Here is a 22,568-nt window from a genome sequence, read left to right as displayed (position 1 = left end):
CTTCTACGTAGCCTGCCCTCGCAATACAGTCCACTTCTGCTCAGCTGGCGTTCTTTTCCGACTTCTTGGCGCTTTGTCGAAATATCCCATATGAAGAATGCCAACAAATCTTTCATCCTCGCGCAGTCCAATCCCTTGGAAAAATCCTTCATGCTGAATCATGGACTCTGTATCCCACAGCATTCCTAACCCTTGTTCCCAGCCCAGCAGCTGGAAGCTCTGCATCGTCCCGCAGGCAGCCGCATAATTGCGGTCATTGGTCAGACGATCCGGTCCTACAGTCGACATAACAATGGCATGAGCAGGAATATCGCTAAACCTCTTTTTAAAAACATCCAGCAGTTTTCCCGGAATCAGCTTCCCCAACTTGCTCTGCGACATCTGTTCCAGCATGCAATCCACCAGCCGTTTGCGTGCTTCGGGAGTTCCGGCATATACCACACGCCACGAGCCAGCTTCAACAAATGGTTGAAGCCGTGTGGCCTTGCGCAGCAATTCAACAACTAACTCCTGTTCAACCGGCTTGGAATTACATTTACGAATACTCCTGCGTTCCCTGATCAATTCCGCCAGACTCAAATACTTCACTCTCCTTCGTTTTACCTGGATTCAATATTTATACTGCTGTCTTGAAGAAATCGATGGATTACTTTTAGCTCCGTTTCCGAATATTTGTCCAAATTACGATAGAAATGTTCAGCCTCATGTACATGCAGACGTTCATGCAGTTCAAATATCTTTTTGCCTTGCGCTGACAACCGGAAATAGCTCTCCTTCTTGTTGTCATTCATTTTCGTGAGTTTGACGAATCCTTCCTCCAGCAGTTTCTTGCCAATTTTGGTGATACTTGCTTTGGACAAATTCATCGCCTCGGCAATGCCCGTGTTGTTAATAGGTTCATGCTTGCCAATGCAATCGATCATATGAACCGCGGTCAAATGCTGGGGGATTTTCTCGATGCTTTCACGCTGGGCGATACTTAGAAAATGCTCGATTTCCGTATCCTTGTGATGCTCATATACATGTAATAAACGGATAAATTGGTCATAAAGCAACTGTTTTGTTCGATCTTTTGAATCCATCCTTCTTTCACTCCTTATTTACTGATAAACAAAAAAAACCTTTTAAATTCAGGTTTGAATTACGAATTCCAATAAATATTGTTTAATTGTTAACAATATAGCATGAATGATAATGGTTATCAACTACATTTACCATGATTAAAATTTTTTCGCTGACAACGGGTCTGCTCATTTGCCAAACTATTGAACATTTCTTCTTTTTCAAGTACTATCTATCTAAACAATTCAAACGACCATATGTAACTGGCGAACACGGTGAACCGTGAGGGAGCATATTGGTTTTGTAATAAGCCGTACGCCTGGGCAGAGGTAAGGAATATTTATTTCCTTGCCTCTTTTTTATGTTGAAAGGGCGATGTGAGATATGAGTACAGACAAACTGATTTTGAATGGACAAACGGTAGCGGATTTTATGAAGGAAGACATGGCCTCAAAGGTTGCCATTCTTAAGAAAAGAGGCATCCAGCCTTGTCTCGCGACGATTTTGGTCGGAGATGATCCTTCCTCAGCGACCTATGTGCGAATGAAAGGAAATGCTTGTGCTCGCATTGGTGTGCATTCCATTAAGGTCGTTCTTTCTGCGGACACCACCACAGAGGAATTGATTCAAGAGATTAACAAGCTAAATGATGACCCTTCCGTACACGGCATTTTGCTCCAGCACCCTGTCCCGAATCATATCGATGAAAGAGCAGCTTTTGATACCATCAGTATCGAGAAAGACGTTGACGGTGTAACGACCCTCGGTTTTGCACTTAATGCTTTTGGAGAAGCCGAATTTCCTTCCTGCACACCACAGGCTATTATGCGTATTCTGGATTTCTACAATATTCAAATCGAGGGCAAACATGCGGTGGTCATTGGAAGAAGTCCAATTCTGGGCAAGCCTGTATCAGCCATGCTGCTTAACCGGAATGCAACGGTGACGACCTGCCACTCCAAAACCATGAATCTGGAAGAAATCGTGAAGCTTGGCGATATCATTATTGCAGCCGTGGGCAAACCGCTCTTTGTTAAAGGAGAATGGATTAAATCTGGTGCTGTCGTTATCGATGCAGGTTATAACAAAGGAAATGTCGGAGATGTGGACTATGATACTTGCTTTGCTCCTTCTTCAGCAATTACACCAGTACCGGGCGGCGTTGGCCCTGTGACCATTGCGACGCTCATTGAACATACGATTAAGTCAGCATTTAAAACAATCTGAAGATGCATAAAATGAACTATTAAAAATAGGTCCTTCCATTTGGAGGGGCCTTTTGCTTTGAATATTTCCGAATCAGACAAGCACTCCAAAATGAATTTCTCAATCCATAAACACTAATGAACGGTTAAGATTGAAAATAAGAAAATATAGAGATCTTTTTTTCTCTTTTTACAAACGGACCATATCTATATTATTATGAGCAAGGCTCTTGGGAAGGAGATAAACATCAATTGAAACCTTTAGTACAGCTCCTGCATTTTGGTTATCATCAGGCGATGAGTTGCATTTTTCCTGTGGCAATCTTTGGAACGTTGGCCCTTTCTAGCGTAATTCAGATACCCTTTCTCTATCGCTATGATGCCATTCTGCTTGTATTATTAGCAGTGCAATACCTTATGTACCGCAGCGGATTGGAAACACGTGATGAAATCAAAGTTATATGTATATTTCACGTGATTGGATTGGTACTGGAGATGTATAAAGTATGGATGGGATCCTGGTCATACCCTGAGCCTGGTTTTACCAAGCTTTTTGGCGTCCCCCTTTATAGTGGATTTATGTATGCAAGTGTAGCAAGCTTTATGTGTCAAATATGGCGCAGATTGCGTATGGACATGACTGGTTGGCCTGGGTTCGCGTCTTCGGTTCTGTTAGGCGGAGCCATCTACATCAATTTTTTCACACATCATTTCATTCCCGATTTTCGTTGGTGGCTTACTGCGCTTGTATTTATAGTATTTAGGAAAACATGGATTATCTACCGGGTACGATTAACTACCTATCGAATGCCGTTAACACTCGCTTTTATCATCGTAGGTTTTTTCATCTGGACCGCTGAAAATATAGCCACATTTTTTAATGGCTGGAAATACCCTGACCAGCATGACTCGTGGCAACTGGTCAGTTTTAGCAAGATCAGCTCGTGGTTCCTACTGGTCATTATTAGTGTGATCATTGTTGCACAACTGAAATATGTCAAAGCTAATCGTAGATAGTTTTATTGGCAATAGCAAAAAAGGAACAACCTTTACACCATGGGTTGTTCCCTTTTTACTACACCTTCCTTAACTCTCTCCTAGAATCATGGAACCACTGTCATTCGGATCTGCAATTTGTTTATGGGTGATGAACTCTCCTTTATCGTTGAATCCCTTAATTACATAGGGGATCTTAGCTGACAAGGGCAAGAATACAAACCAGATTCTTTGTTCCGAGCCCACCTCCACCAGCTTAGCTTCGGAAACTATAGGCTTCCCGTTTTCCTTGATCTCGATGGTTATACGTTTAATAGATGGGTCTAATATTTGTCCGAACACCATCGGAAAAGGAGTCGTTCTCCACTATAGTCAGACACCGTACCGGCTTTTGCCAAGTCATCTCGCCCCGCTGTCTCAAGCTCTTTCAGATTATAATCAGAGGGCAGCGTTTCAACATCCACATAGTAGTCGGGGTTACCCTTGAAAGTGGATTGAAGCCCATAGTTCTAACCTATAAACTTATCCATATTCAGTATTTCCCCTTAGCTTATCGCTCTTGTAAAATATTGAAAAAGACCTCAAGGAGCGATGCGTCAATGAAACCTACGGTTAAGCAACTGTTCGATCGGATAGCCGAAGACTATGATGTACAGCGAAAACAGCTAATCCCTTGTTTTGATGAGTTTTATGGAATGGCTCTGGATCTGATGGAAAGCCCTCTAGAATCCCCGCGTATTCTCGATTTGGGCGCTGGCACGGGACTACTCTCCGGAATGCTGCTGCAAAAATACCCAAAAGCACAGCTAACTCTGGTAGACATTAGTGAAAAAATGCTTGAAGGAGCACGTCAAAGATTTAGAGATACTACCCAAGTGCAGTATGTCGTAGGGGATTATTCCAGACATGATTTTACCAGTTCCTACGATATGGTTATCTCCTCCCTCTCCATACATCATCTGAACCACGCTGACAAGAAAAACGTATTTTGTACTGTTCACGAACTGCTGGAATCTGGTGGGCTCTTCATTAACGCGGACCAGGTTCAGGGAAGAACAGTTGATACGGACGCTTATTACCGCCAACGCTGGTTGGAATCGATTCATCGGAGCGGATTATCTGATGAAGCCATCTCGGCTTCGATTGAACGACGGAAAGCAGACATCAACGCCCCTCTGGAAGATCAGCTAGTGTGGTTGGAGGAAGCCGGCTTCAGCATGGTGGATTGCGTGTATAAATATTTGGACTTTGCGGTGTTTTACGCACAAAAATAAGAAAGGCCGGATTACGAGCAACAAATGCTCAGGGTCGGCTCTATCAACCTCTGCACTCTATCGCGGTGTCAAACCAAACCTGTGCTGTCATTAATCAAGTTCCAGGGATTATTGTTATATCCGTTTATTTTGAATTACTCTATTTGAAGAAACTTGGGAGGTAAAAACCAAAAAAGTCGCCCATTGGGCGACTTTTTGTCTGACGATTTGAAAAATAAAAATTACTGGAATCGGTATGTCCAAAATGATTCTCGTCCAAATCGGTTTCGGATCTGTTCATCATCCAATTCCAGCTTGCCGACAAGCTCCGGCGCTTGGAATTGTGATCGGTGAGCTCGAATCGATGCCATTTTGGGGGCAAGGAATCCGGTCACATCTTCAATCACATCCGCTTTACCGATATCTTGCTCGTGATTGTTTGAGAACGCGCAGCAGTATACAACGGGTCTCTCTTCTGCTGGTAAACGGCCAATCGTTCGAGTAACCGCGGCTCCCGTTGCATCATGATCGGGGTGCACGCTGTATCCCGGATAGAACGTAATGACCAGTGACGGATTCAGCTCTTTGAGCAGCGCCATGATCTGACCATCCAGCAGTTCAGGGTCTTCGAATTCAATCATTTTATCGTGAAAACCGAGCATCCTCAGGTCTTGAATGCCAATCGCATTAGAGGACTCTATGAGTTCCTCCTTACGGATTGCTGGCAAGGTGACCCGGTTGGCGAACGGCGGAATGCCCATGTTACGTCCCATCTCCCCTAGTGTCAGGCAAGCATAAGTGACGTGAGCACCGCCTTCTATGTACTTCGCCAACGTTCCCGAAGCCGTGAACGCTTCATCATCGGGATGCGGAAACACAACCAAAATGCGCTGATGTTCGTACTGTTTGTTTTTCATTCTTAATTGATCCTCCGCTTTCATCAGAACATTTCCCGACTAAGTTGTAAAGCTACAACCAGCTTTCCTTGACTGTCGTGACCCGCCAGAATGATTCGTTCCTTTTCCAGCTCGTCAATGTGTGTAAGTCCCTCAGCATATACCCAGCCGTGAGTTGTTTTTAAGCCAACTCGGTAGGGTCCCGTGCCGGAGATAGATCCTTGCGTATATCGTATGACCGCATTGGAAATGAACGCCGACCCTGGATGACGGGTACTATCAAAGTGACTGGCGTATGCACCTGATGTAAGTTCGAGATGCATATATAGGTCCTGATCGAGAAAACGATCAATCCGTGATTGGATGTCTTGAGGCTCTATTGGCTGCATGGCGGCCTCCTTGTTCATAAAAAGTAAGTTGCTAGATCCATTTTAACATATGTGTTGTGAGAATAGACAGCAAATGAAAGAGAGTAATGTTTTTGCAGTTCTCTACTCACCGATTTCTGTAAAATCCTCTTCTTTTTGCACATGGATGGACGGACGGCGACTCAAGCAGTTTCCGAAGTGACGCGAGTTGGGGATGATGTACGATATCATCCACATCATTTCATTAACAATGAACTTGTTGAATTGGCTACTGAGAAATGACGATGGCTTATATGGTTAAGACAAAAAAGCCGCCAATTGGCGACTTTAATACTCTCAGTTCTCTTTATAACCATTTCATTCTCCGCGTTTATGCTTTCGATCTCAAGGAGAAACGGATACATTATCGAAATGTGTGTGCTTGTTTGCCGTTCTAACACCGATTTTGCCATGCGTGAACGGATTCAGGCTGTTGTCGGTATAGTCGATTTTCGGATTGACCATATCATCCACATAAACTTTGATGTTTGTGCCATTAACGGCAACTTTCATACGATACCAGGTATTCGTAGAATATGACTGCGCGTTGCTCTTAAGGAGCGCCCAATTATAATTCATCTTTCCCAGACTGACCCCGCTTGTAGTTAGATAAGCGTAATATCCTTGTAAAGGATCATAATTGTTCTGGCCCAGTTCCGTGCCGTGGGATGGATTGGACACTCTGACGAGCAACCCCCCGTCTCCCCCTGAGTCATTCATTTTGATATCAGCCTCGACCGTATAATCCGCCCATCCGGAATCCCCGAATGTAGATTTGGCAGGACCGGAGCTAGCTGCACTGTATTCACCATTCTCTACCGCCCAGGTTCCTTCAAACCGGATCCATCCATTATCGTTGCCATCGTTAAAATTATCGCTCACGTTTGTAACATCAACATTTTTCTGAAATGTCATTCTTGAGAAATCGGCCTCGCCTGTTACAAATTCAACCTTTAACTCCCGTTGTCCAGCATTTAAATAGACCTTTTTCTTCGATATGTTTTTCCAATTATCCCATCCGCCCGTATTAGGTACATTGACGATACCCGTTAAGTCGGTCGCACCATCCCACACTCGGATCTGAGCCCCGTTCAACGAAGTAGCCATGCGAAAATCAATATCGTAATATCCACTTGACTCCACGTTTACTTTGTATTTAAACCATTCTCCAGTCTGATTCCACCCTAAGTTGAACAGTCCTTCGTTATTCAGGCGAATATCCCCGGCATCGGTCCGATAAGCCCCGCCCAGGTTCCCGGCCGTTGTATCATGATAAGCGACACCTTCGCCTCCTTTCATATAATGAACTGCCTCGATTGTGCCTGGAATCGGCTTGGAGGCATTCCATGCACTACTTCCGTTCACATCATTGTTAAAGGCAGTATAGCCGAAGTCCGCATGTGTATCCTCTGTCAGAACACCAATTTTGCCTGCTCCTACAGTGGCGGTACGTGTTGCTTTGAACATACCATCTACGTAGTATTTAAACGTTGATCCCGATTTTTCTATCCGTATGTTATGCCATTTCGAATAATTGAAGTCGGCAGGCAAATCGAATGTTTGCCAAGCCTGATCCACTCCGTTAATTCGGAAAAATGTCTCAAGTCTTTTGTTCTTCGAACTGATCAGCGCAACCCCGTAATTGTTCTCATTCGTATAGGAGAATGTAGCGCCGTATCTCGGATTGGTGGACGTTCCCCGATTCATTTCCTTCATGTTAAATTCAGCCGTATAATCCAATGCGCTGCTCGAAGCGGTCACTTGTTTATACCAAGTTGAGCTGCCCATCGAATTTTGCCACAAGAGTTCCTGATTGTAAATGCCCCAATTACCACCGTTCACGTTGGACCAATTGCTACCGATTGCAGAACGATCGAAGTAGTCATAGAAAACCGGCATTTCTGGATTGGGTTGATCCGTTGAAGTCGGACCTTGCACGATCATCTTGTCGTTATTCCATACCATTCGGTCCATGTTCAGATGCCGCAGCGGTCCAATTATTCCGTTACCTTCCAAGTTGTGATACATCATATAGTGAGTGTCCAGATTAGGTCATGTTACTACGGTATTGTGTCCCAATCCCACGGTTGGGCCCTCTGTACGAATTAATACCGGGTTTGTGCTATACGTAACATATCCGGACCGCGGACCTGTGGTGCTAACTGCCACATCCACCCGATATCCTTTGCTAAATACGTGGTTACCTGTATAGGTCATATAGTATTTTCCATTTCGTTTGAAGACGGTTGAACCCTCAGTCCAGCCTCCCATCCCCACTCCTGTAGACGCACTCACGCCGATCTCAGTCGGACTGCTCATCGGTGCTGCATCTATGCGGCCCTGGGCGGCGTGATAGAAGCTGAACGAACCATCATCGTCAATGAACACATTACCGTCAATCGACTTTCCAAGGTTGCCCGTTACTACATTGAAGGGTCCGGTAGGACTTGTGCTGCTCAGCACGTAATGACCTTTACCGGCAGGTGATGTATACATGTAGAACATGCCGTTCCAGTACACGACTTCAGGAGCATAAGCTCCGTGCGTAATAGGATCTGTAGCAGCTAATCCACGGTACGACCAATTCACCAGATCTTTGGAGCTCCAGACTTTGACACCATCGTCCGTATCTCTTGTACTTACATACAGGTAATAGTATCCATTAAATTTCAATACATAGGGGTCCCCGAGTCCATATTGTCCCCATTCATCCGGTAACGTTTGCGGATTTTGATAGGCTGTGGCAGGGAGTGGCACCGACGAAACCATTAATAAAATGACCAACAGCGTGAACATGAATCGACGACTCTTACTCACATGATTTCCTCCTAGTCTGTTTTTTGTTACCGCTTACAAATACAACAAAATGCTTTTGTGCCATTGTGTGGTACATCTGGTGTTAAAATCAAGCATAAAGTAAGCAGTTACAAAAAGAAATAACATTTCGTCATTTCATACATAAAAGAAGAAACCTCAGAAATACTCTCCTGAGGTTTCTTCTTTTATCCTGTTTCTTACGTATTAATCCAACAGTGGGGTAACGGTGAGGCATAAAAGATTGATCTCTCCGTGTCCACCTGAAATTTGGATTGTGTTAACATTGCCTGACTCCAAAGGAACGGTGATATTTGTGATCCCGCCGAATTCCTGCAACCCGCCAGTGGATAGAGCATTCAGCAAGGAATAGTCCTGGTCATTGACCGTCAGATGCAATTTAGCCAGTCGTTCACCTGTCGCATAATGAAGCTCAACCGATGCTCTTCCGCCTTCGCCTCCATCTATATTCTTAAACAAGGCGTACGCTTCTGAGGATTGAAGATTCCCAATCACAGTTTGACCGGATTGCAATTTCCTGATTTCTGCTCCTTCAAAAACCTCACTGGCTGCACCCGCATAAACCTTCCGTTGTTGGCCAGGAACTGGGGCTGGACCGACGGAGGACACACCTTCCCTTGTCTGAACCACAGGTCTGATGGAACCATCTTCATCGAACTCCAGATAGTCAATACATACGCTTCGCAGCGTACCTTCACCAGAGATCGCTTGATTGTGATAAAAAAGATACCATTGCCCTTTGAATTCCACTACAGAGCCATGGGTCGTGGAACAGCCGGTCGGCTCCAGGAAAATGCCTCTGTACGTCCATGGACCAAGCGGATTCTCGCTTGATGCGTATCTCATGCGGTTGTTACCTTCCAAATTATCCGCATAGGTTAGATAGTACAGATCGTTTCTTTTGAACACCCAGGCTGCTTCGTGAAAATCCTCGAGCCCTTGCATTTCTGTCATGCCGTTTTCCAGAGACATCATATCTTCATTGAGCTTACCTCCTAGACAGACACTGCCGCCACCATAATAGATATAGGCGCTGTTGTCATCGTCTACAAGTACACACGGGTCAATCAGTGCAAATCCGCCAAGCCCCTCGATATACCCTTGATCCGTAAAGCCATGCGCTGGGTAGCGACTGGTGGCAACTCCAATTTTCCAGGAATCATTCCAGTTCGAATCGCTCGGATGCGGATAATAGAAGTAATAGGTTCCATTCTTGTATGCACAGTCAGGCGCCCACATGAAGCCACCCTCTGGTCTGCCCCAGGAAACGTCGTCTGAACGGAGTATCTCCCCTTCATCCAACCAGTGAACCATATCCTCCTAGGAGAAAACATGATATCTGTCCATCAGATCACATCCTCGGGCCGGGTCCATATCATGAGATGCGTAAATGTAAACTTTACCGTCATTCCATACATGGGCCGAAGGATCTGCTGTATATATAGATGTGATTGTTGGATTAAGGGATGTAGTCTTCTGGCGTAAGGCTTCAAAGTCAATATCATTAGTAATCATTTTAATCCTCCTGAACGAATACTCACTTATTAAAATCACGCCCTTTGGGCTCTATTGATGGCTTGTTGGATGGTTTGCCGTCACTGGAATCTGGTTTTTTAGCATGCGATTGATGTCCCCTGCAAGACGGAGATAAAAGTCAGAAGATACGGCAACACCGTCGGCATCCAGCGTCAGAAAATATTGATTGGATGGAATCATGGAGCTGTTCTCTGCCGCCTTAGCAACGGCAGTACCTTCATCGTATTCGTCAAACATCGCAATATATCCGGTATGGATACCTATACTCTTCAGATTGTAGGCCTGCCTCCACATGAAGTCACCATGCAAACGCGGAATTTCGTTTCTTGGGCCACCGGTCATATTGGACCAAGCGAAACCCGGCCAGATCACTGGCTGATAATCAATTCCATTCTGCTGGGTGAAGGCCAGGTCAGGCTGAAGTTGATTCGTTTTGAAATTGTCTGCTTGCTGAATATTACCGAAGCGGCCAACAGACCAAGGCGAGATCATATCCATCGATTTGTAGACGTTTATAAAATCAGATCGGGAGTCGTTATTGCCCGTTCTCCAATACGTAGGTACGCCGCCAATGACATAGATTCCCTGATTTTTGAACCAACCGATTAAATCGGCCGCTTCTGAAGCAGTACCCGGACGATCCGTAAACCCGATACCCCAAATACAGACAACCATCTTGCCGTTCTGCTTCGCATAGGCTGTTGAGGATGGAAGGTGCATGTTGTTCACGACATTGGTCGTCCAGTCATGCTTGACTGCCTGTACCCAATTACTCGCATTCATTCCTGTAATGTCATACATGACATAGAACTTGCGATTATAGGATTCCGCGGCATTCTTAACCTTGACGGCTACGCTATCCCGGTTGCTTTTCCAATTGTTCGGTGTGTCGCTCTCATCTGCGCCGAACCGTTGCAATGCTGCACCGTCGATATTGTAGGTCTGCATCCACTCAAAATGTTTGTTGACCGTCTCCTGATCATATGAAGAGAACAATTTGGCAGGAGAACCATTGCCGAGGTTCGCCAGACTCGTCTGATACAGCTTGGAATATTCGCGAAGGTCTGGGTACAGTTCGAAATTCACGTTGCCATTTGCTGATGGCGCACTGCTATTTTTGGACCAATGCACCCAGCCCCCGTTCGGTGAACCGTCTCCGGCTGCGTTGAACCAGCCTTGATATCCGGCATACAATTTGCCTACGACATCTCCTCCGCCACCAGCGGCGGATGCACTGAATTTGTACCAGAGTAGATTGAACAAATTCCCGGTGCCACCAGTGAATTTAAGGTAGACTGTGTGTACACCAGTGGCACCACTGATTGACCCGGACTTCGTTTGCCAGGATTGCCACCCGCCCGTACCTGGAACAGCAACAGTTCCCGCGAGTGTCCCGTTTAGGCTATCCAGACGGATCTCGATGGTACCGCCACTGTTATTGCTGGCTACTCTCACGTCGATTGAATTGGCACCGTTACCAAAATCCACATTGTTGAATACAATGTAATCACCGTTGTCAATAAATGCGACATTTTGCCCGCCTTCGCTGGAACTTTCCAGCTGGACTCCGGATTGGCTATTGTAGCTGGAAGCCTGCGTTTGATTAAAAGCAGATGCTGCCGATACGATGGAAGGAGAAATAGACAAACACAACGTAAGAATCAATAATGCCGCACTTGCAAAAGCCAATACTCTCTTGCTTTTTTGCATGAAATTTAGCATAGTATCCCCCTATTCATTATAGTTGCGTGTGAGTTACTCCTGTTCTTCATCCGTCCACGAATGCTTCGGACCCCAGGATAAAACCTCTTTCGCCATTCCATTACTGACCATGGCTTCTCGATTAGAGAAAGGTGTCCGTAGATCTTTGACATCGGGATAAAAGGTGGCGAGCAATTCTGTCGTTTGGCGATCACTTAACGTATCATTAGCAGTAACATTAACGTGAACAGCCCCATCATAATCGGCGTGCAGAGCAGCAAGACAAGCATCCACGGCATCCCTTATATCAATGTAACTCCACAATATGTGCTTGAACGTTTCCGCCTTCGCAATAGCCAGATGTCTGTACTCTCCCGGTCCAATAATCATCGAAAAACGGAGTGAAATCACCTGCATCCCGCTTCTCCGATGAAACATTTCGGCAGTGATTTCATTAACGATTTTGGACAGACCGTAACATTCCTGTGGCTGCTGCGGATGCTGCTCATTCACCGGGAAATAATCCGCCGCAAAAGGCTTCTTTGCCCAGGCAAATCCGTAGGATGATTCACTGGAGCCCATGACCACCTTTTGTATACCAAGCATAGAAGCTGCTTCCAGCACATGGTATCCGGAAAGAGTATTATTAGCGAAAATGTAAGTGTGTGGGTAGTGAAGGGGCGCAGGAATCGCGGCCAGATGGATGATCGCATCCACTCCGGCAAACGCTCCCACGACTTGACCGTAATCGTTCAGATCAACAATGATCTGCCTGCAACGAACCCGATCAGACAGATGATTATCCAGCGATACGACATCATGACCCTGTAATTGCAGCTTCTCAATGACCTGTGAACCCAGCTTTCCGCCTCCGCCTGTAACTGCAATCGTCTTCATTCCTATATCTCTCCTGTCTGTTCTGGTCACTTCGTTAGGGTCGCACCAAAGTTCCATCCGCTTTGCGGTCCAGAGGATACGGCCGATGATATTTGTCGGGATCCCATGAGTCACTTCGTAATGATTTGGCCTTCACTTCATCCAGTTCAATGCCCAGCCCCGGTTTGCTGGAAGGATATAGATATCCGCCCTCTCTGACAATATGTCCCGGGAATGCCTCCAACTCATGAGGTTTAAAATGATTGATTTCCTGGATACCAAAGTTCCACAGGGCCATATCCAGATGGACAGCAGCCGCCTGGTTAACAGGATCATTCTCCCCACCCTCCTGCCAGGCTGTTCGTACTCCATAGGCTTCGCCCAACGTAGCGATCTTGCGGCAAGCGCTGATTCCGCCTGCTTTCGATACCCGAACTCTGATAAAATCGATCAACTTCTCTTGAATCAAACCAGTCCACTCCTGAGGATTAACAAATAATTCTCCCACAGCCTGCGGCGTAGCGCTCTGTTGACGAAGCTGTCGATACCATCCGATCTGTTCCGGGGCGAGTGCATCTTCCAGAAAGAAAAGATGATAAGGTTCAAGCCGCTTTGACAGCTGAATGGCATGAATGGGAGACAAATGTTCATGCACATCATGGGTAAACTGAATCCCATTCCCAAATTCCAGGCGCAACTTCTCAAACATGTCGGGGATAGCATGCAGATACGCATGTTCATCGAATACAGGACCGCTGCTCCAGGGCACGCGCGGCAAATTCGCGTCCTTGCCGCTGACAAATCCCCCGCCACCATAACCTCCCATCTGCACTCGAATGACCGTGTATCCTTCTTCCATAAAACGAGATACGTCTTCTTTCAGCTCGCTGATATCAGCACCTCCGGCATGGCCGTAACAGGGAACTGCCGCACGGCAGGCCCCTCCTAACAATTGATATACCGGCAGATTCGCTTCCTTGCCCTTGATATCCCACAGGGCCATGTCAATTCCACCAATGGCCGTATGAAGTATTGCCCCATTCCTCCAATATCCGCTCATATGCATGAGATGCCACAAATCTTCAATCTGGGATGCATCCCTGCCTATGAGTAATGGTGCCAGCAGTTGTTCGATGACCTGTACCACCGCTTCGGGATTATAAAGATCGGAAGCAGAACCCAATCCGTAAAGACCATCCTGATCCGTCGAAATCTTCACAATGGTCCAGCTTCCGTCACGCCTTGTACGTATGCATTCGATCCGTGTAATTTTAGCCATGCGTTCACTCTCCTCATCTGCTCCATTTCGATCCTACTGGAAGATTTAAGGCAAACGGTTGTACAAACGATACAGCAGCACTGCGGTCTCAGCACGTGTCATTGTATCTTCCGGATGGAAGCTGCCATTACTTCCTTCCATAATGGTTGATCTGGTTAACGAATCAATGGCATCGCGAGCATATGCCTTAATCAAATGAATATCTTTATAGTCATTCAGACCGTATTCACCTTCAGGAAGAGGCTGCATCCCGATAACTTGCATAGCTCGGTAGATCATAACGGCTGCTTCTTCACGGGTAATTGGAGACGCTGGCGAGAATCGATCGGCTCCTGCCCCTTGAATGATGCCCAGCGTTCTTGCGGTATTTACAGACTGTTCGTAATAAACTTGTTCAGGTACATCCACGAAGGGTTTCACCTTGGTTCCCTGATCAGGTTGTAATTCTAAGGCATTGGTAAGCAGGGTTACGAAATCCGCTCGGCGGATCATGGATTGAGGCTGATATTCTGCCTTTGACATTCCACGAATAATCCCTTTGGACTCCAGAACTTCGATAGCGTGGCGGGCCCATGATAACTGCCGGATATCCTGGAATGTTCGATTATTGTGAGTAATTGCATATACTCCGTTTTGCCTTGTTTTGAAAATCATTTGTTCCGATTTTTTATTGAACTTCCCATTTGGAATGGAGATCATTTGCCCGTCATCCGCGATACGTCGTACTGCGAGTTTTTCCGGGTCCAGCAGTTCAGTTACATTAGGCTGATAAGGCAAACTTACTGTGATTGGTGTAATGGAATGTTGCCATGCAACAGATCTGCCATCCGATATGACAGATAATGAAATTGCAGGCCGCTCTCCTAAGTCTGATTTCATCTTGGCACTCCAAGAGCTTCGGTCAGCCTTGCTTAATACCAAAGTAATACGCTCACCAATCGTTCCTGGGGAATTGGCCAGCAAATTGCTCGGAACCAGCAGCACTCCCCATGCTGTTCGAATCTCCAACCAATGGGTAGAGGGTGTTTCCTGCAAAAAGCTGGATGGAAGTGTCAAAGCGTATCCTTCAGCACCATCCACGGATTCGATGTCCACAATCAGCTTCTTTTTCCCGTCCTGATCAGGGGCGATGCGGTTATATGCATCCTCCATCATCTTCTTGTTGGTGAGCTCGGCTGTTGCCAACGTTGCAGCTTTATCAAGCTTAGCCTGGAGCTTCATTACAGCACTAGGGGCGTCAGGGGTTGCTTCGTTCTTCCCTCCAGTCGGAGAGCCTGCTCCATTCTCTTGCTCCGAACCTGAGCCCGAACCCGAGCCTGGCTGTGGATTGGGTCCCCCGGGATTCGGATTGGAACCTGATGTAAGTGCAGTGAGTCTCACGAGTAATGAGGACTTCAATGTGCCGCCCGGTAGCAGATTGACGAAGTTGGTTGCTGTGTCTATAGAGGTAACATCTTTCTTTTGCTCCGCAGTACGAACACTCGCCTCAGCCGATTGCTCCAACAATGTCACATAATCACCCGTAAGCAGATACAAGTTTCCGAATAATCGCGCATCTTTACTTGTACCGATCCCTCCATTAAACTCCATAAAGCCAGATCGTCCTTCGCCATCGTTTTCATTGACAAGTAATGCAAAACCGATAGGTTTATCAGGGTGGAACGAATATCCGTCCTGATGAAGTGCTGCAAAAGGCAGCGTAATTTGATAATGCGTAATATGGGTCGTCTCATCTCGGGTAATGTTTGCTGAAGCGGATTCCAACAATCCTGAAGCAATCCCTTCTGGAGCTCTCCATCTCCATTTCGTGATGACACCTTCCTGATTCAGTGCAAAACCAAGCTCATTCACCTGTTTGCTGGCCGCACCATCCTCTTTGCCAAGGTCAATACCGAGTTGTAGGCTGTCTCCTTGCCATATATCGCCATTGGTATTGGATTGATGGTGAATATCGTCCTTGACGTCCACCTTGAGAATCAGATTTTCCGCATCCCAACTTGCTTTAGCTTGAATGCTGAGGTCATTCGGACCTCCCCAGCTTCCACCGACGCTGTTGTAATGCTCCGGACTCGAAACCTCAATGAATGGCATCGTTCCAACAGCATCTTTTTGTGCCGCAAAGGATTGTGACAGCTTGACTGAAGTCTCATAACGGAACCCGTTCTCAAGCGTTACTCTGAATTTGAGCAAGTCACTTGATATATAGGGAAGCGCCACATCCATGCTTTTTCCAATGCCCAGTCCCTCAAATCGCACTGGCTTAAACATCGACTGATACATACTCGGCTCAATCAGTTCGATCTGCCCTTTAAGCAAAGCCGCACCTGCAACATTCGTCAAAGTCAGCGTGCTTCCGGGTTCACCTGGTCTAGATGGATCATACCCAAGTTGGTTCAGTTTGAGTGCCAAAGGAAACAGATTGGTACCCGTCACTTTTCCAGGAGGGGCTTCATTCTCAATCTGAAAACCGCCATTAAACAGGTTGTTGGATATCACCATCTTCTCTACGTTTGGACCTGCAACCACATGATTTGTACGAGGCTGTTGAAAATAGGAATTGTAGAGGGTAATATCACCACCGATTGCATTAATGCCGATTTCACCAACGTTCGTGAAGTTTCCCTGCTGTATGCGGATATCTCCTCCCTGAATATCAAAAGACCTGGTTGTATCTCCCCACATGGACGTATTGAAGAACACCGCTTTAGAGTTAAACTCTGGCCCAACCTCCACGTACACCTTGTCTGTTGTACTCATGGAAACAAGCTCTGTATTGATAAACGAAAGACCCGCTGTTCCCGCATGTTGCAATACGGCTCCCTTTTTACTGCCATCGGTGCCATGACCAATAATGACAGCCTCGGGTCCTCTTCCATTCTGTTCTTCAAAATGAATGCCGTACTTTGAACCGTACACAAATGTATTGAAAATAACCTGATTGGTGACATCCCCAATACGGAAGGCGTCCAGATTCTCTTTTTGATAATTCCAAATTTGATTAAATTCTTCATCATTGGATGGATGATTCGGATAATTGTTCCGGCCATAATAATGCGGATTGAACTGCACATTCCGCATGTATCCTCCATCTGACCCGCCACCAAGATATATGCCTTCCTTGAGCGGTGATCCCGCTACATAATCGATATAATGACCGCTTGTATCATGGGTGCCGAAGTCGACAGCCTGGTAGGGATTAACCAAGGTTGTATCGATCAGGTATACGTTTTTCCCTTGACCTTGCACAGTCCAGGCATAAGGCTTCACCGGATTGGCATCAGACCATGTTTGTTGATCGTAATAGACGGATAATCCGCGCAATCCCGCTGCTTGCTTCAGCTGAATGAAGGCATCGGCATCCGGATCGTTTTCTCCATAGTTCGTAAAAATAACGGTTCCATTCCCGATCGTATGATGAGGTACATCATAATTACCCCGCAGTTCTACGGCAGTCGGGACCACCAAAGCCTGCTCAACGCGGTATATGCCAGCTGGCATATAGACCGTTCCTCCACCTGCCGCCTCGGCATCATTCAATGCCTGTTGAATGGCTTGGGATGAATCCGTATTCCCTGTGTTATCAGCCAAATAGGGCTGACTCACGACGTTAAACAATTCGCGAGTACCCGGCTTGGGCTGCACAGCAATATCCACTGAAGAAACATTAGGGATGGTTTCCAACACCAAATCTTCTTCCTGATGGATGTTCAGTTCCGCCGAGGTACTTTCGTCCTTCACCACAAGATTGCCTTCGTGTCCGGAATGGATGGCATTAATTGTTGCCACATCTCCCTGAAGAAGCAGATGCCGATCCGGCTTGGCGAAGGTAGAACTGCCCAGTATAAGCGAACCACTCTTGGCAACGATGGCATAATCTCCGCTTCCTTCACCCCAATTCTCGAAAGAGCTGCTCTCAAAAGACAGCGTTCCACGCCCTTCATTTACAACCGCATGTTTGGGCTCCCCGCCCACCGTTACTTTGTTAAACTGGGCAATGGAGTGAAAGCCTTCCGTTGCATAAATGGCAACAGGATTCGGACCAGCACTCGCTTCAAATTGACTGTCTGTCACCAGCAATCCATAATCATTGATGCCTTCAATCTTCAGCGCTACATTGCAGTCGTCGATCTGGATTTTGTACAGCTGCGCATTGGCTGTTTCAAGGCTTCCGGTTCTTGTCGTGATTCGTATCCCTGTCTTATAACCCGAGATATGAATATTCGACATGTACTCCCAGTCCGAGCGCCCCATTACGATACCTTCGGATTGCTGTATCATATATTCACGCAATTGAGACCGTTCAGGTGCTCCCGGCAAACCAGAGTTCGCCCATACATCCGGGGACAGGTGAAGCTCTTCCAGTCTCCCAATGTCTGTTGTGAAATCCAGAAAAATACCGGTTTTCAGTGTGGTGCCGTATACATCCTTCACATAATGAAGTTCGTTCCATTCCGGACCAATCTTAATCCCCTGGTACGCATTGACGAGTGTTACATTTTTCACCGTAGCACTGTCACCTGGAAGTTGTTCCATCGTCCATGGATAAGCCACCGGACTATTCATATTCTGCTCAGGATACCAGATGGACAAGTGTGTTACCCCACTGGAAGGCTCCAGCTTAATGAAGCTGTTCCCGTTAGCTTGACCTTTGCCACCATATACAGCAAGGATCGTACCTTTGACTAGCCCGTTATGCTCATCGGGATTCCCCCAGTCTCCGCGAAGCGTAACGCCTGTTGGTATAATCAGCTCTCCGGTTAATTTGTAGTTTCCGGATGGCACGAACACAACTCCGCCGCCTTGATTTCCCGCTAGTGCCAGCGCTTCTTTGAATGCTTGAGTATCATCTGAGACCCCGTCTCCTGTTGCTCCATAATCGGTTACGCTCCGATCTGCAATGACGATATCTGATGTAGGGAATTCCGTATCATAGACCTTGGTCTGAGTACCCGCCTGCTGCTGAGGTTGCTTATGGACGGTTACTTTGGCCAGATGAAGTTCAGGATTGTTGGCCGGTGCCCCTGCACCGCTAACCCCGATCCGAAAATCCGCATCATGCGTGCGGTTACCGAAATTGGCATCGCTGAGCTTGAAGGTATGTGTCTTCCAGGTTCCCGTATTTTCATACCGGAACAAAGGAGCATCCTTGAAATTGGATTGCTTCGAATCGTATTGCAGAGACATCGCTCCGCTATTGCTATCGTAATATTCAACCGTGACGAATACGTCCTTATCCGTATTTTCAAACAAATATTCATCCGCAACATTGAAGTAAAAATACAGGATGTTATCGGCTGGATTTGTTGGATTCACCGTCTGATTGGTTTTCCAATATTCCTTGCCGTCAGTCATCCCCACTTGCAGACCTGCTGGAGGTCCATCGCCGGGACGAGCAGTAATGCCCTGCTGATCGGGAGTTTCCCCCAACGTAATACTTACCGAGTCAGGTGACACATCATTTAGATGAACGTCCCCCTGTTCAATAATATCTTCCCTCTCGGCTGCCGCGTGTGTTGTTGCTGGTGTAATGTATAGCCCTGAACATAACATGACAATAATCAACAGCACTGAAATGGTACACCTAGCACTAGCACCTAACCATAATCGTTTGTTCACAATCGTACCTCCCATTAACTTGATCATGTAATCAAGCTGCACGAAAACAGGGTTGTCGTATGTGGAACATGATGCATCCGTTTTCAATCCGCAGCAGTGGAGAGAACTCCAAGACTAAATTTTTTATACTAAACTTGTTGTGGGTTGAATGCCAATGGTCTGAATTTTTGCCGGCCCCACATTCACAACATAACTTCCATCATCAGCTGCCTTTATGGCTTCGCCTTGCTCTTCAACAATGGTACTTTCGTACACTTCCTTAGCTTCAAACGAAGGCGTTACCTTCAGTGAAGTCGTCTCCGATGATACATTGAACACCCTGAACAGCATGTCATCATTTTCTTCGCCCCGTTTAAGCGCACTAAAAGCGAGATGATCACCCTCCCATTGCAAAAACTCGTGGACAGCGGGTAACGTACCACCGTGTACGCCTGTCTGTTGAACGGTCCAGGGAATCGGGAACTGATACGCCTGCACATAAGCATCGGACTCAATAACATCAAAATCATGTGAGATGAGCTCCATTTCCAGAATGTGCTGTCCGAGACATTGGGCCTCCGGTGTTGCAAATACGCCCCAATCCCCAAGCTCACGAACCCCACGCAGGAGTGTCACAGCAATGGTGTTCTGACTAGCTAATACTTCATACTCATTAAGACCTTTATTCGCAATCGTCAGCCCTTCACGACCATTGCTGATACTGACAAATGCATTTTGATGCTGCGCATTGCTAGGATTTCTCCATTCCGCTTCCGGTTGTATCGGGCGCTTTGCCAGTTCGTAAATAGAGTCAACGGTAACATGACTTGCTTCAAGTCCCGTTTGGAACAGCATGCGAATTCGATGATCCTGAACCGTGTTATTGATGTAGCTTTTTATGCCAACGGAACGACCCATTTTTTCAAGGCTCAGCTCTGTACGAATGCTCACTTCTCTAGTCTCATCAAGCCGCCGGGATTTCCGGTTACGAAATGGAACCATGGAGCGGATTTCTTCATCCAGCAGTTCATCTGCGGAGGTTGGGAGCTTCCAGTGATGCACAATCTCATAAACAGCTTTCAGGGGTGTATGATGCACTAACTTAATTTGGGCTGGCAGTCCCTGCGTGGTTAGCGGTGCTTCCTGATCCGGTTGTCGGTACATATACTCATTTCCGATATCCCCGGTGTCTTCATAAATGCCAAGCCCTGTATAATTGCGACCGTTCACTTTATCCAACATGGTAAACGATCCATCCCCCGCAATCTTGATACGCAGGTAATCGTTCTCCATCCCTTGCTCTCCTGCAACAAGTTCAGGGGTTATTGACTCATTTGCCGCAGCATCTGAAAAGGCACTCTGAGGCACAAGCGCATAAGTATGATATCCAAAACCCGGGATGTTCTGGACGTGAAGCTCCACATCCACTTGATAGGCCCAGTAAGGTTGACGGAACCGATTATCCGGCAAATCATACCCAAATGTCGGCCCAACGGGCGTGATTACGGCTTCTACTTGCTTGCCTTCCGCGTTCAATGCAATCCAATCATTCGGGTCAAAAGCTTCATATTCGCGCTTAAATTCCTGATACTTTTCATGCGGAGGCTGGTGGTCAAAGTAACGTCGCTCAACGTCCATTCTAGTTGTAATCACATTGGATCGACGATGTCCCGAAGTGTTAAACACTACAAAAGGCAACGTACAATCTGCGTCAAAGCCAGATGTATCCACGGATTCGGCTATTGTACGAGCACTCTGAACCGATATGGCTTCAGCCACTTCTTGCGATTTGGCAAACCTAGTCATCATCTCCCTGTGGACTTCGTCAACACTGCATCCGCAGATACTGTCATGGGGATGATTCTTCAGTAACGTCTTCCAGGCATATAACAGCTCATGCCGTGGATAAATGCCTGTGGACAAAGAGGCCATGACTGCCAGCGGCTCAGCCACTTTCTCCAGTAACGTTTGACTTTTTACATTTTGCTGTTTGATATATACCCTTGCTGAAGCCGTATTTACAAGTGTGATCCAGCCGTCGGTCCATTGGCTTCGAAGTTCACCGCGAATGACATCCAATGATTGGGGTTTCGCTTTTTGCAGAGCCTGAATGTATTCGGGAAAGCTGGAATGACGAAACGCCACATCTGGCATAATCTTGCTAGCCGTCTTTAACGCTTGTGTCAGATCCTTCTGAAGCGGCTGATGATCACATCCGTTCATGAACAGGAGTTCCGAACTTGAAGCAAACTCTTCAGCTGCAGCCAGCTTTTCGGCCCAATAAGCTTTCGCCTTCTCCGATTCCACCGGAATTTCCATGCCATTGTTGTACCAATTGGCGAACAGGATCGCCAGTACACGAGTACCATCGGGTGACTCCCAATACATCTCCGAGTATTTGGAAGTATGCTCATTGCCAGATTGAATTTCGTTATTGAATCCAACTGGCTTCACTCCACGTCCATATACAGCTACCTCAATGCCCGCCTGGCTAATGAGCTGTGGTGCCTGGCCCATATTGCCGAAGGAATCCGGGAAATATCCGATTTTCGCATATCCTCCCATTTGTTCCGAGGCTTGAATACCAATTAACAGATTGCGTGCATTGGCTTCACTGCTGACGAGGAACTCATCTTGAAGGATGTACCATGGACCGACGATCAGCTTGCCTTGTTCAATTAACTTGCGGACCTGGTTCGCCCGATGCGGCATAATTTCCAGGTAATCCTCCAGCACAATAAATTGCCCATCCAGATGAAAGCTCTTAAATTCCGGGTCTTTTTCAAACGTCTCGATTAAATCCTCCATAAGCTTAACGAGCAACATTCGGTGCTTCTCGAAGGATAGATACCACTCCCTGTCCCAGTGAGAATGTGCGACAATATGCGCGGTTTTTGTAGTCATTCATTTCATTCCAATCTTGTATG

17 protein-coding genes, 1 pseudogene and 1 riboswitch are annotated in these 22,568 nt (G+C 46.5%); of the genes and pseudogenes, 3 read left to right on the top strand and 15 right to left on the bottom strand.

Annotated features, from left to right (window positions below; translation table 11 throughout):
* Positions 1-3: 3 nt before the first annotated feature.
* A complete protein-coding gene (locus JNUCC31_RS30540) occupies positions 4-588 on the bottom strand; it encodes a nitroreductase family protein (protein WP_228469327.1) in 585 nt (194 codons plus the stop codon).
* Positions 589-599: 11 nt separating this feature from the next.
* Complete coding sequence (locus JNUCC31_RS30535) at positions 600-1,082, bottom strand: MarR family transcriptional regulator (protein WP_192267046.1); 483 nt, start codon at positions 1,080-1,082, stop codon at positions 600-602.
* Between the two features lie 229 nt (positions 1,083-1,311).
* A riboswitch (ZMP/ZTP riboswitch) is annotated at positions 1,312-1,394 on the top strand.
* A gap of 52 nt (positions 1,395-1,446) precedes the next feature.
* On the opposite strand from JNUCC31_RS30535, the gene JNUCC31_RS30530 reads away from it, so the two are divergent.
* Both JNUCC31_RS30530 and JNUCC31_RS30525 read left to right on the top strand, forming a co-directional pair.
* Positions 1,447-2,289: a bifunctional 5,10-methylenetetrahydrofolate dehydrogenase/5,10-methenyltetrahydrofolate cyclohydrolase gene (locus JNUCC31_RS30530; RefSeq protein ID WP_192267045.1), complete on the top strand. Its 843-nt coding sequence runs from the start codon at positions 1,447-1,449 to the stop codon at positions 2,287-2,289.
* Positions 2,290-2,519: 230 nt separating this feature from the next.
* On the top strand, positions 2,520-3,284 hold the full coding sequence (locus tag JNUCC31_RS30525) for a DUF817 domain-containing protein (protein ID WP_192267044.1): 765 nt from the start codon (positions 2,520-2,522) through the stop codon (positions 3,282-3,284).
* 69 nt (positions 3,285-3,353) lie between these two features.
* Here JNUCC31_RS30525 and JNUCC31_RS33645 read toward each other — a convergent pair whose 3' ends face one another.
* Positions 3,354-3,608, bottom strand: a complete 255-nt coding sequence (locus tag JNUCC31_RS33645; RefSeq protein WP_228469326.1) for a hypothetical protein — start codon at positions 3,606-3,608, stop codon at positions 3,354-3,356.
* A pseudogene (locus tag JNUCC31_RS34225) lies at positions 3,587-3,739 on the bottom strand (hypothetical protein); the annotation flags it as partial. The gene JNUCC31_RS33645 and the pseudogene JNUCC31_RS34225, both read right to left, overlap by 22 nt.
* A 123-nt stretch (positions 3,740-3,862) precedes the next feature.
* Here JNUCC31_RS34225 and JNUCC31_RS30520 point away from each other — a divergent pair.
* Positions 3,863-4,537, top strand: coding sequence for a class I SAM-dependent methyltransferase (locus JNUCC31_RS30520; protein WP_192267043.1), 675 nt, complete (start codon positions 3,863-3,865; stop codon positions 4,535-4,537).
* Positions 4,538-4,758: 221 nt separating this feature from the next.
* Here JNUCC31_RS30520 and bshB2 read toward each other — a convergent pair whose 3' ends face one another.
* The 11 genes from bshB2 to JNUCC31_RS30475 form a co-directional block, all read right to left on the bottom strand.
* Positions 4,759-5,433: a bacillithiol biosynthesis deacetylase BshB2 gene (gene bshB2 / locus JNUCC31_RS30515; protein WP_192267042.1), complete on the bottom strand. Its 675-nt coding sequence runs from the start codon at positions 5,431-5,433 to the stop codon at positions 4,759-4,761.
* A gap of 23 nt (positions 5,434-5,456) precedes the next feature.
* Complete coding sequence (locus JNUCC31_RS30510; protein WP_192267041.1) at positions 5,457-5,801, bottom strand: YojF family protein; 345 nt, start codon at positions 5,799-5,801, stop codon at positions 5,457-5,459.
* Positions 5,802-6,164: 363 nt separating this feature from the next.
* Positions 6,165-7,850 carry a carbohydrate-binding protein gene (locus JNUCC31_RS30505; RefSeq protein WP_228469325.1) on the bottom strand — a complete coding sequence of 562 codons (1,686 nt, stop codon included), beginning with the start codon at positions 7,848-7,850 and terminating at the stop codon, positions 6,165-6,167.
* A 21-nt stretch (positions 7,851-7,871) separates the two neighbouring features.
* The gene (locus JNUCC31_RS33640; protein WP_228469324.1) at positions 7,872-8,636 is read right to left on the bottom strand and encodes a family 43 glycosylhydrolase; all 765 of its coding nucleotides are present in this window, start codon (positions 8,634-8,636) and stop codon (positions 7,872-7,874) included.
* A gap of 204 nt (positions 8,637-8,840) precedes the next feature.
* Positions 8,841-9,968, bottom strand: coding sequence for a family 43 glycosylhydrolase (locus tag JNUCC31_RS30500; RefSeq protein WP_228469323.1), 1,128 nt, complete (start codon positions 9,966-9,968; stop codon positions 8,841-8,843).
* Positions 9,969-9,974: 6 nt separating this feature from the next.
* Positions 9,975-10,169: a hypothetical protein gene (locus tag JNUCC31_RS33635; protein ID WP_228469322.1), complete on the bottom strand. Its 195-nt coding sequence runs from the start codon at positions 10,167-10,169 to the stop codon at positions 9,975-9,977.
* A 51-nt stretch (positions 10,170-10,220) separates the two neighbouring features.
* Entirely contained in the window at positions 10,221-11,900 is a 1,680-nt protein-coding gene (locus tag JNUCC31_RS30495) for a carbohydrate-binding protein (RefSeq protein ID WP_228469321.1), read from the bottom strand.
* 45 nt (positions 11,901-11,945) lie between these two features.
* Positions 11,946-12,788 (bottom strand): NAD-dependent epimerase/dehydratase family protein, encoded by an 843-nt coding sequence (locus JNUCC31_RS30490; RefSeq protein ID WP_192267039.1) that lies wholly within the window; start codon positions 12,786-12,788, stop codon positions 11,946-11,948.
* 34 nt (positions 12,789-12,822) lie between these two features.
* The gene (locus JNUCC31_RS30485) at positions 12,823-14,046 is read right to left on the bottom strand and encodes an enolase C-terminal domain-like protein (RefSeq protein WP_192267038.1); all 1,224 of its coding nucleotides are present in this window, start codon (positions 14,044-14,046) and stop codon (positions 12,823-12,825) included.
* A 45-nt stretch (positions 14,047-14,091) separates the two neighbouring features.
* Positions 14,092-19,662, bottom strand: coding sequence for a glycosyl hydrolase family 28-related protein (locus tag JNUCC31_RS30480; RefSeq protein ID WP_192267037.1), 5,571 nt, complete (start codon positions 19,660-19,662; stop codon positions 14,092-14,094).
* Positions 19,663-19,785: 123 nt separating this feature from the next.
* Positions 19,786-22,545, bottom strand: a complete 2,760-nt coding sequence (locus tag JNUCC31_RS30475; protein ID WP_192267036.1) for an alpha-mannosidase — start codon at positions 22,543-22,545, stop codon at positions 19,786-19,788.
* Positions 22,546-22,568 lie beyond the last annotated feature (23 nt).

Origin of the sequence: Paenibacillus sp. JNUCC-31 (assembly GCF_014844075.1) — a bacterium.
Lineage (GTDB): Bacteria > Bacillota > Bacilli > Paenibacillales > Paenibacillaceae > Paenibacillus.
Note: the sequence above shows the minus strand (reverse complement) of the source record. Positions and strands in the feature narration are given on the sequence as shown.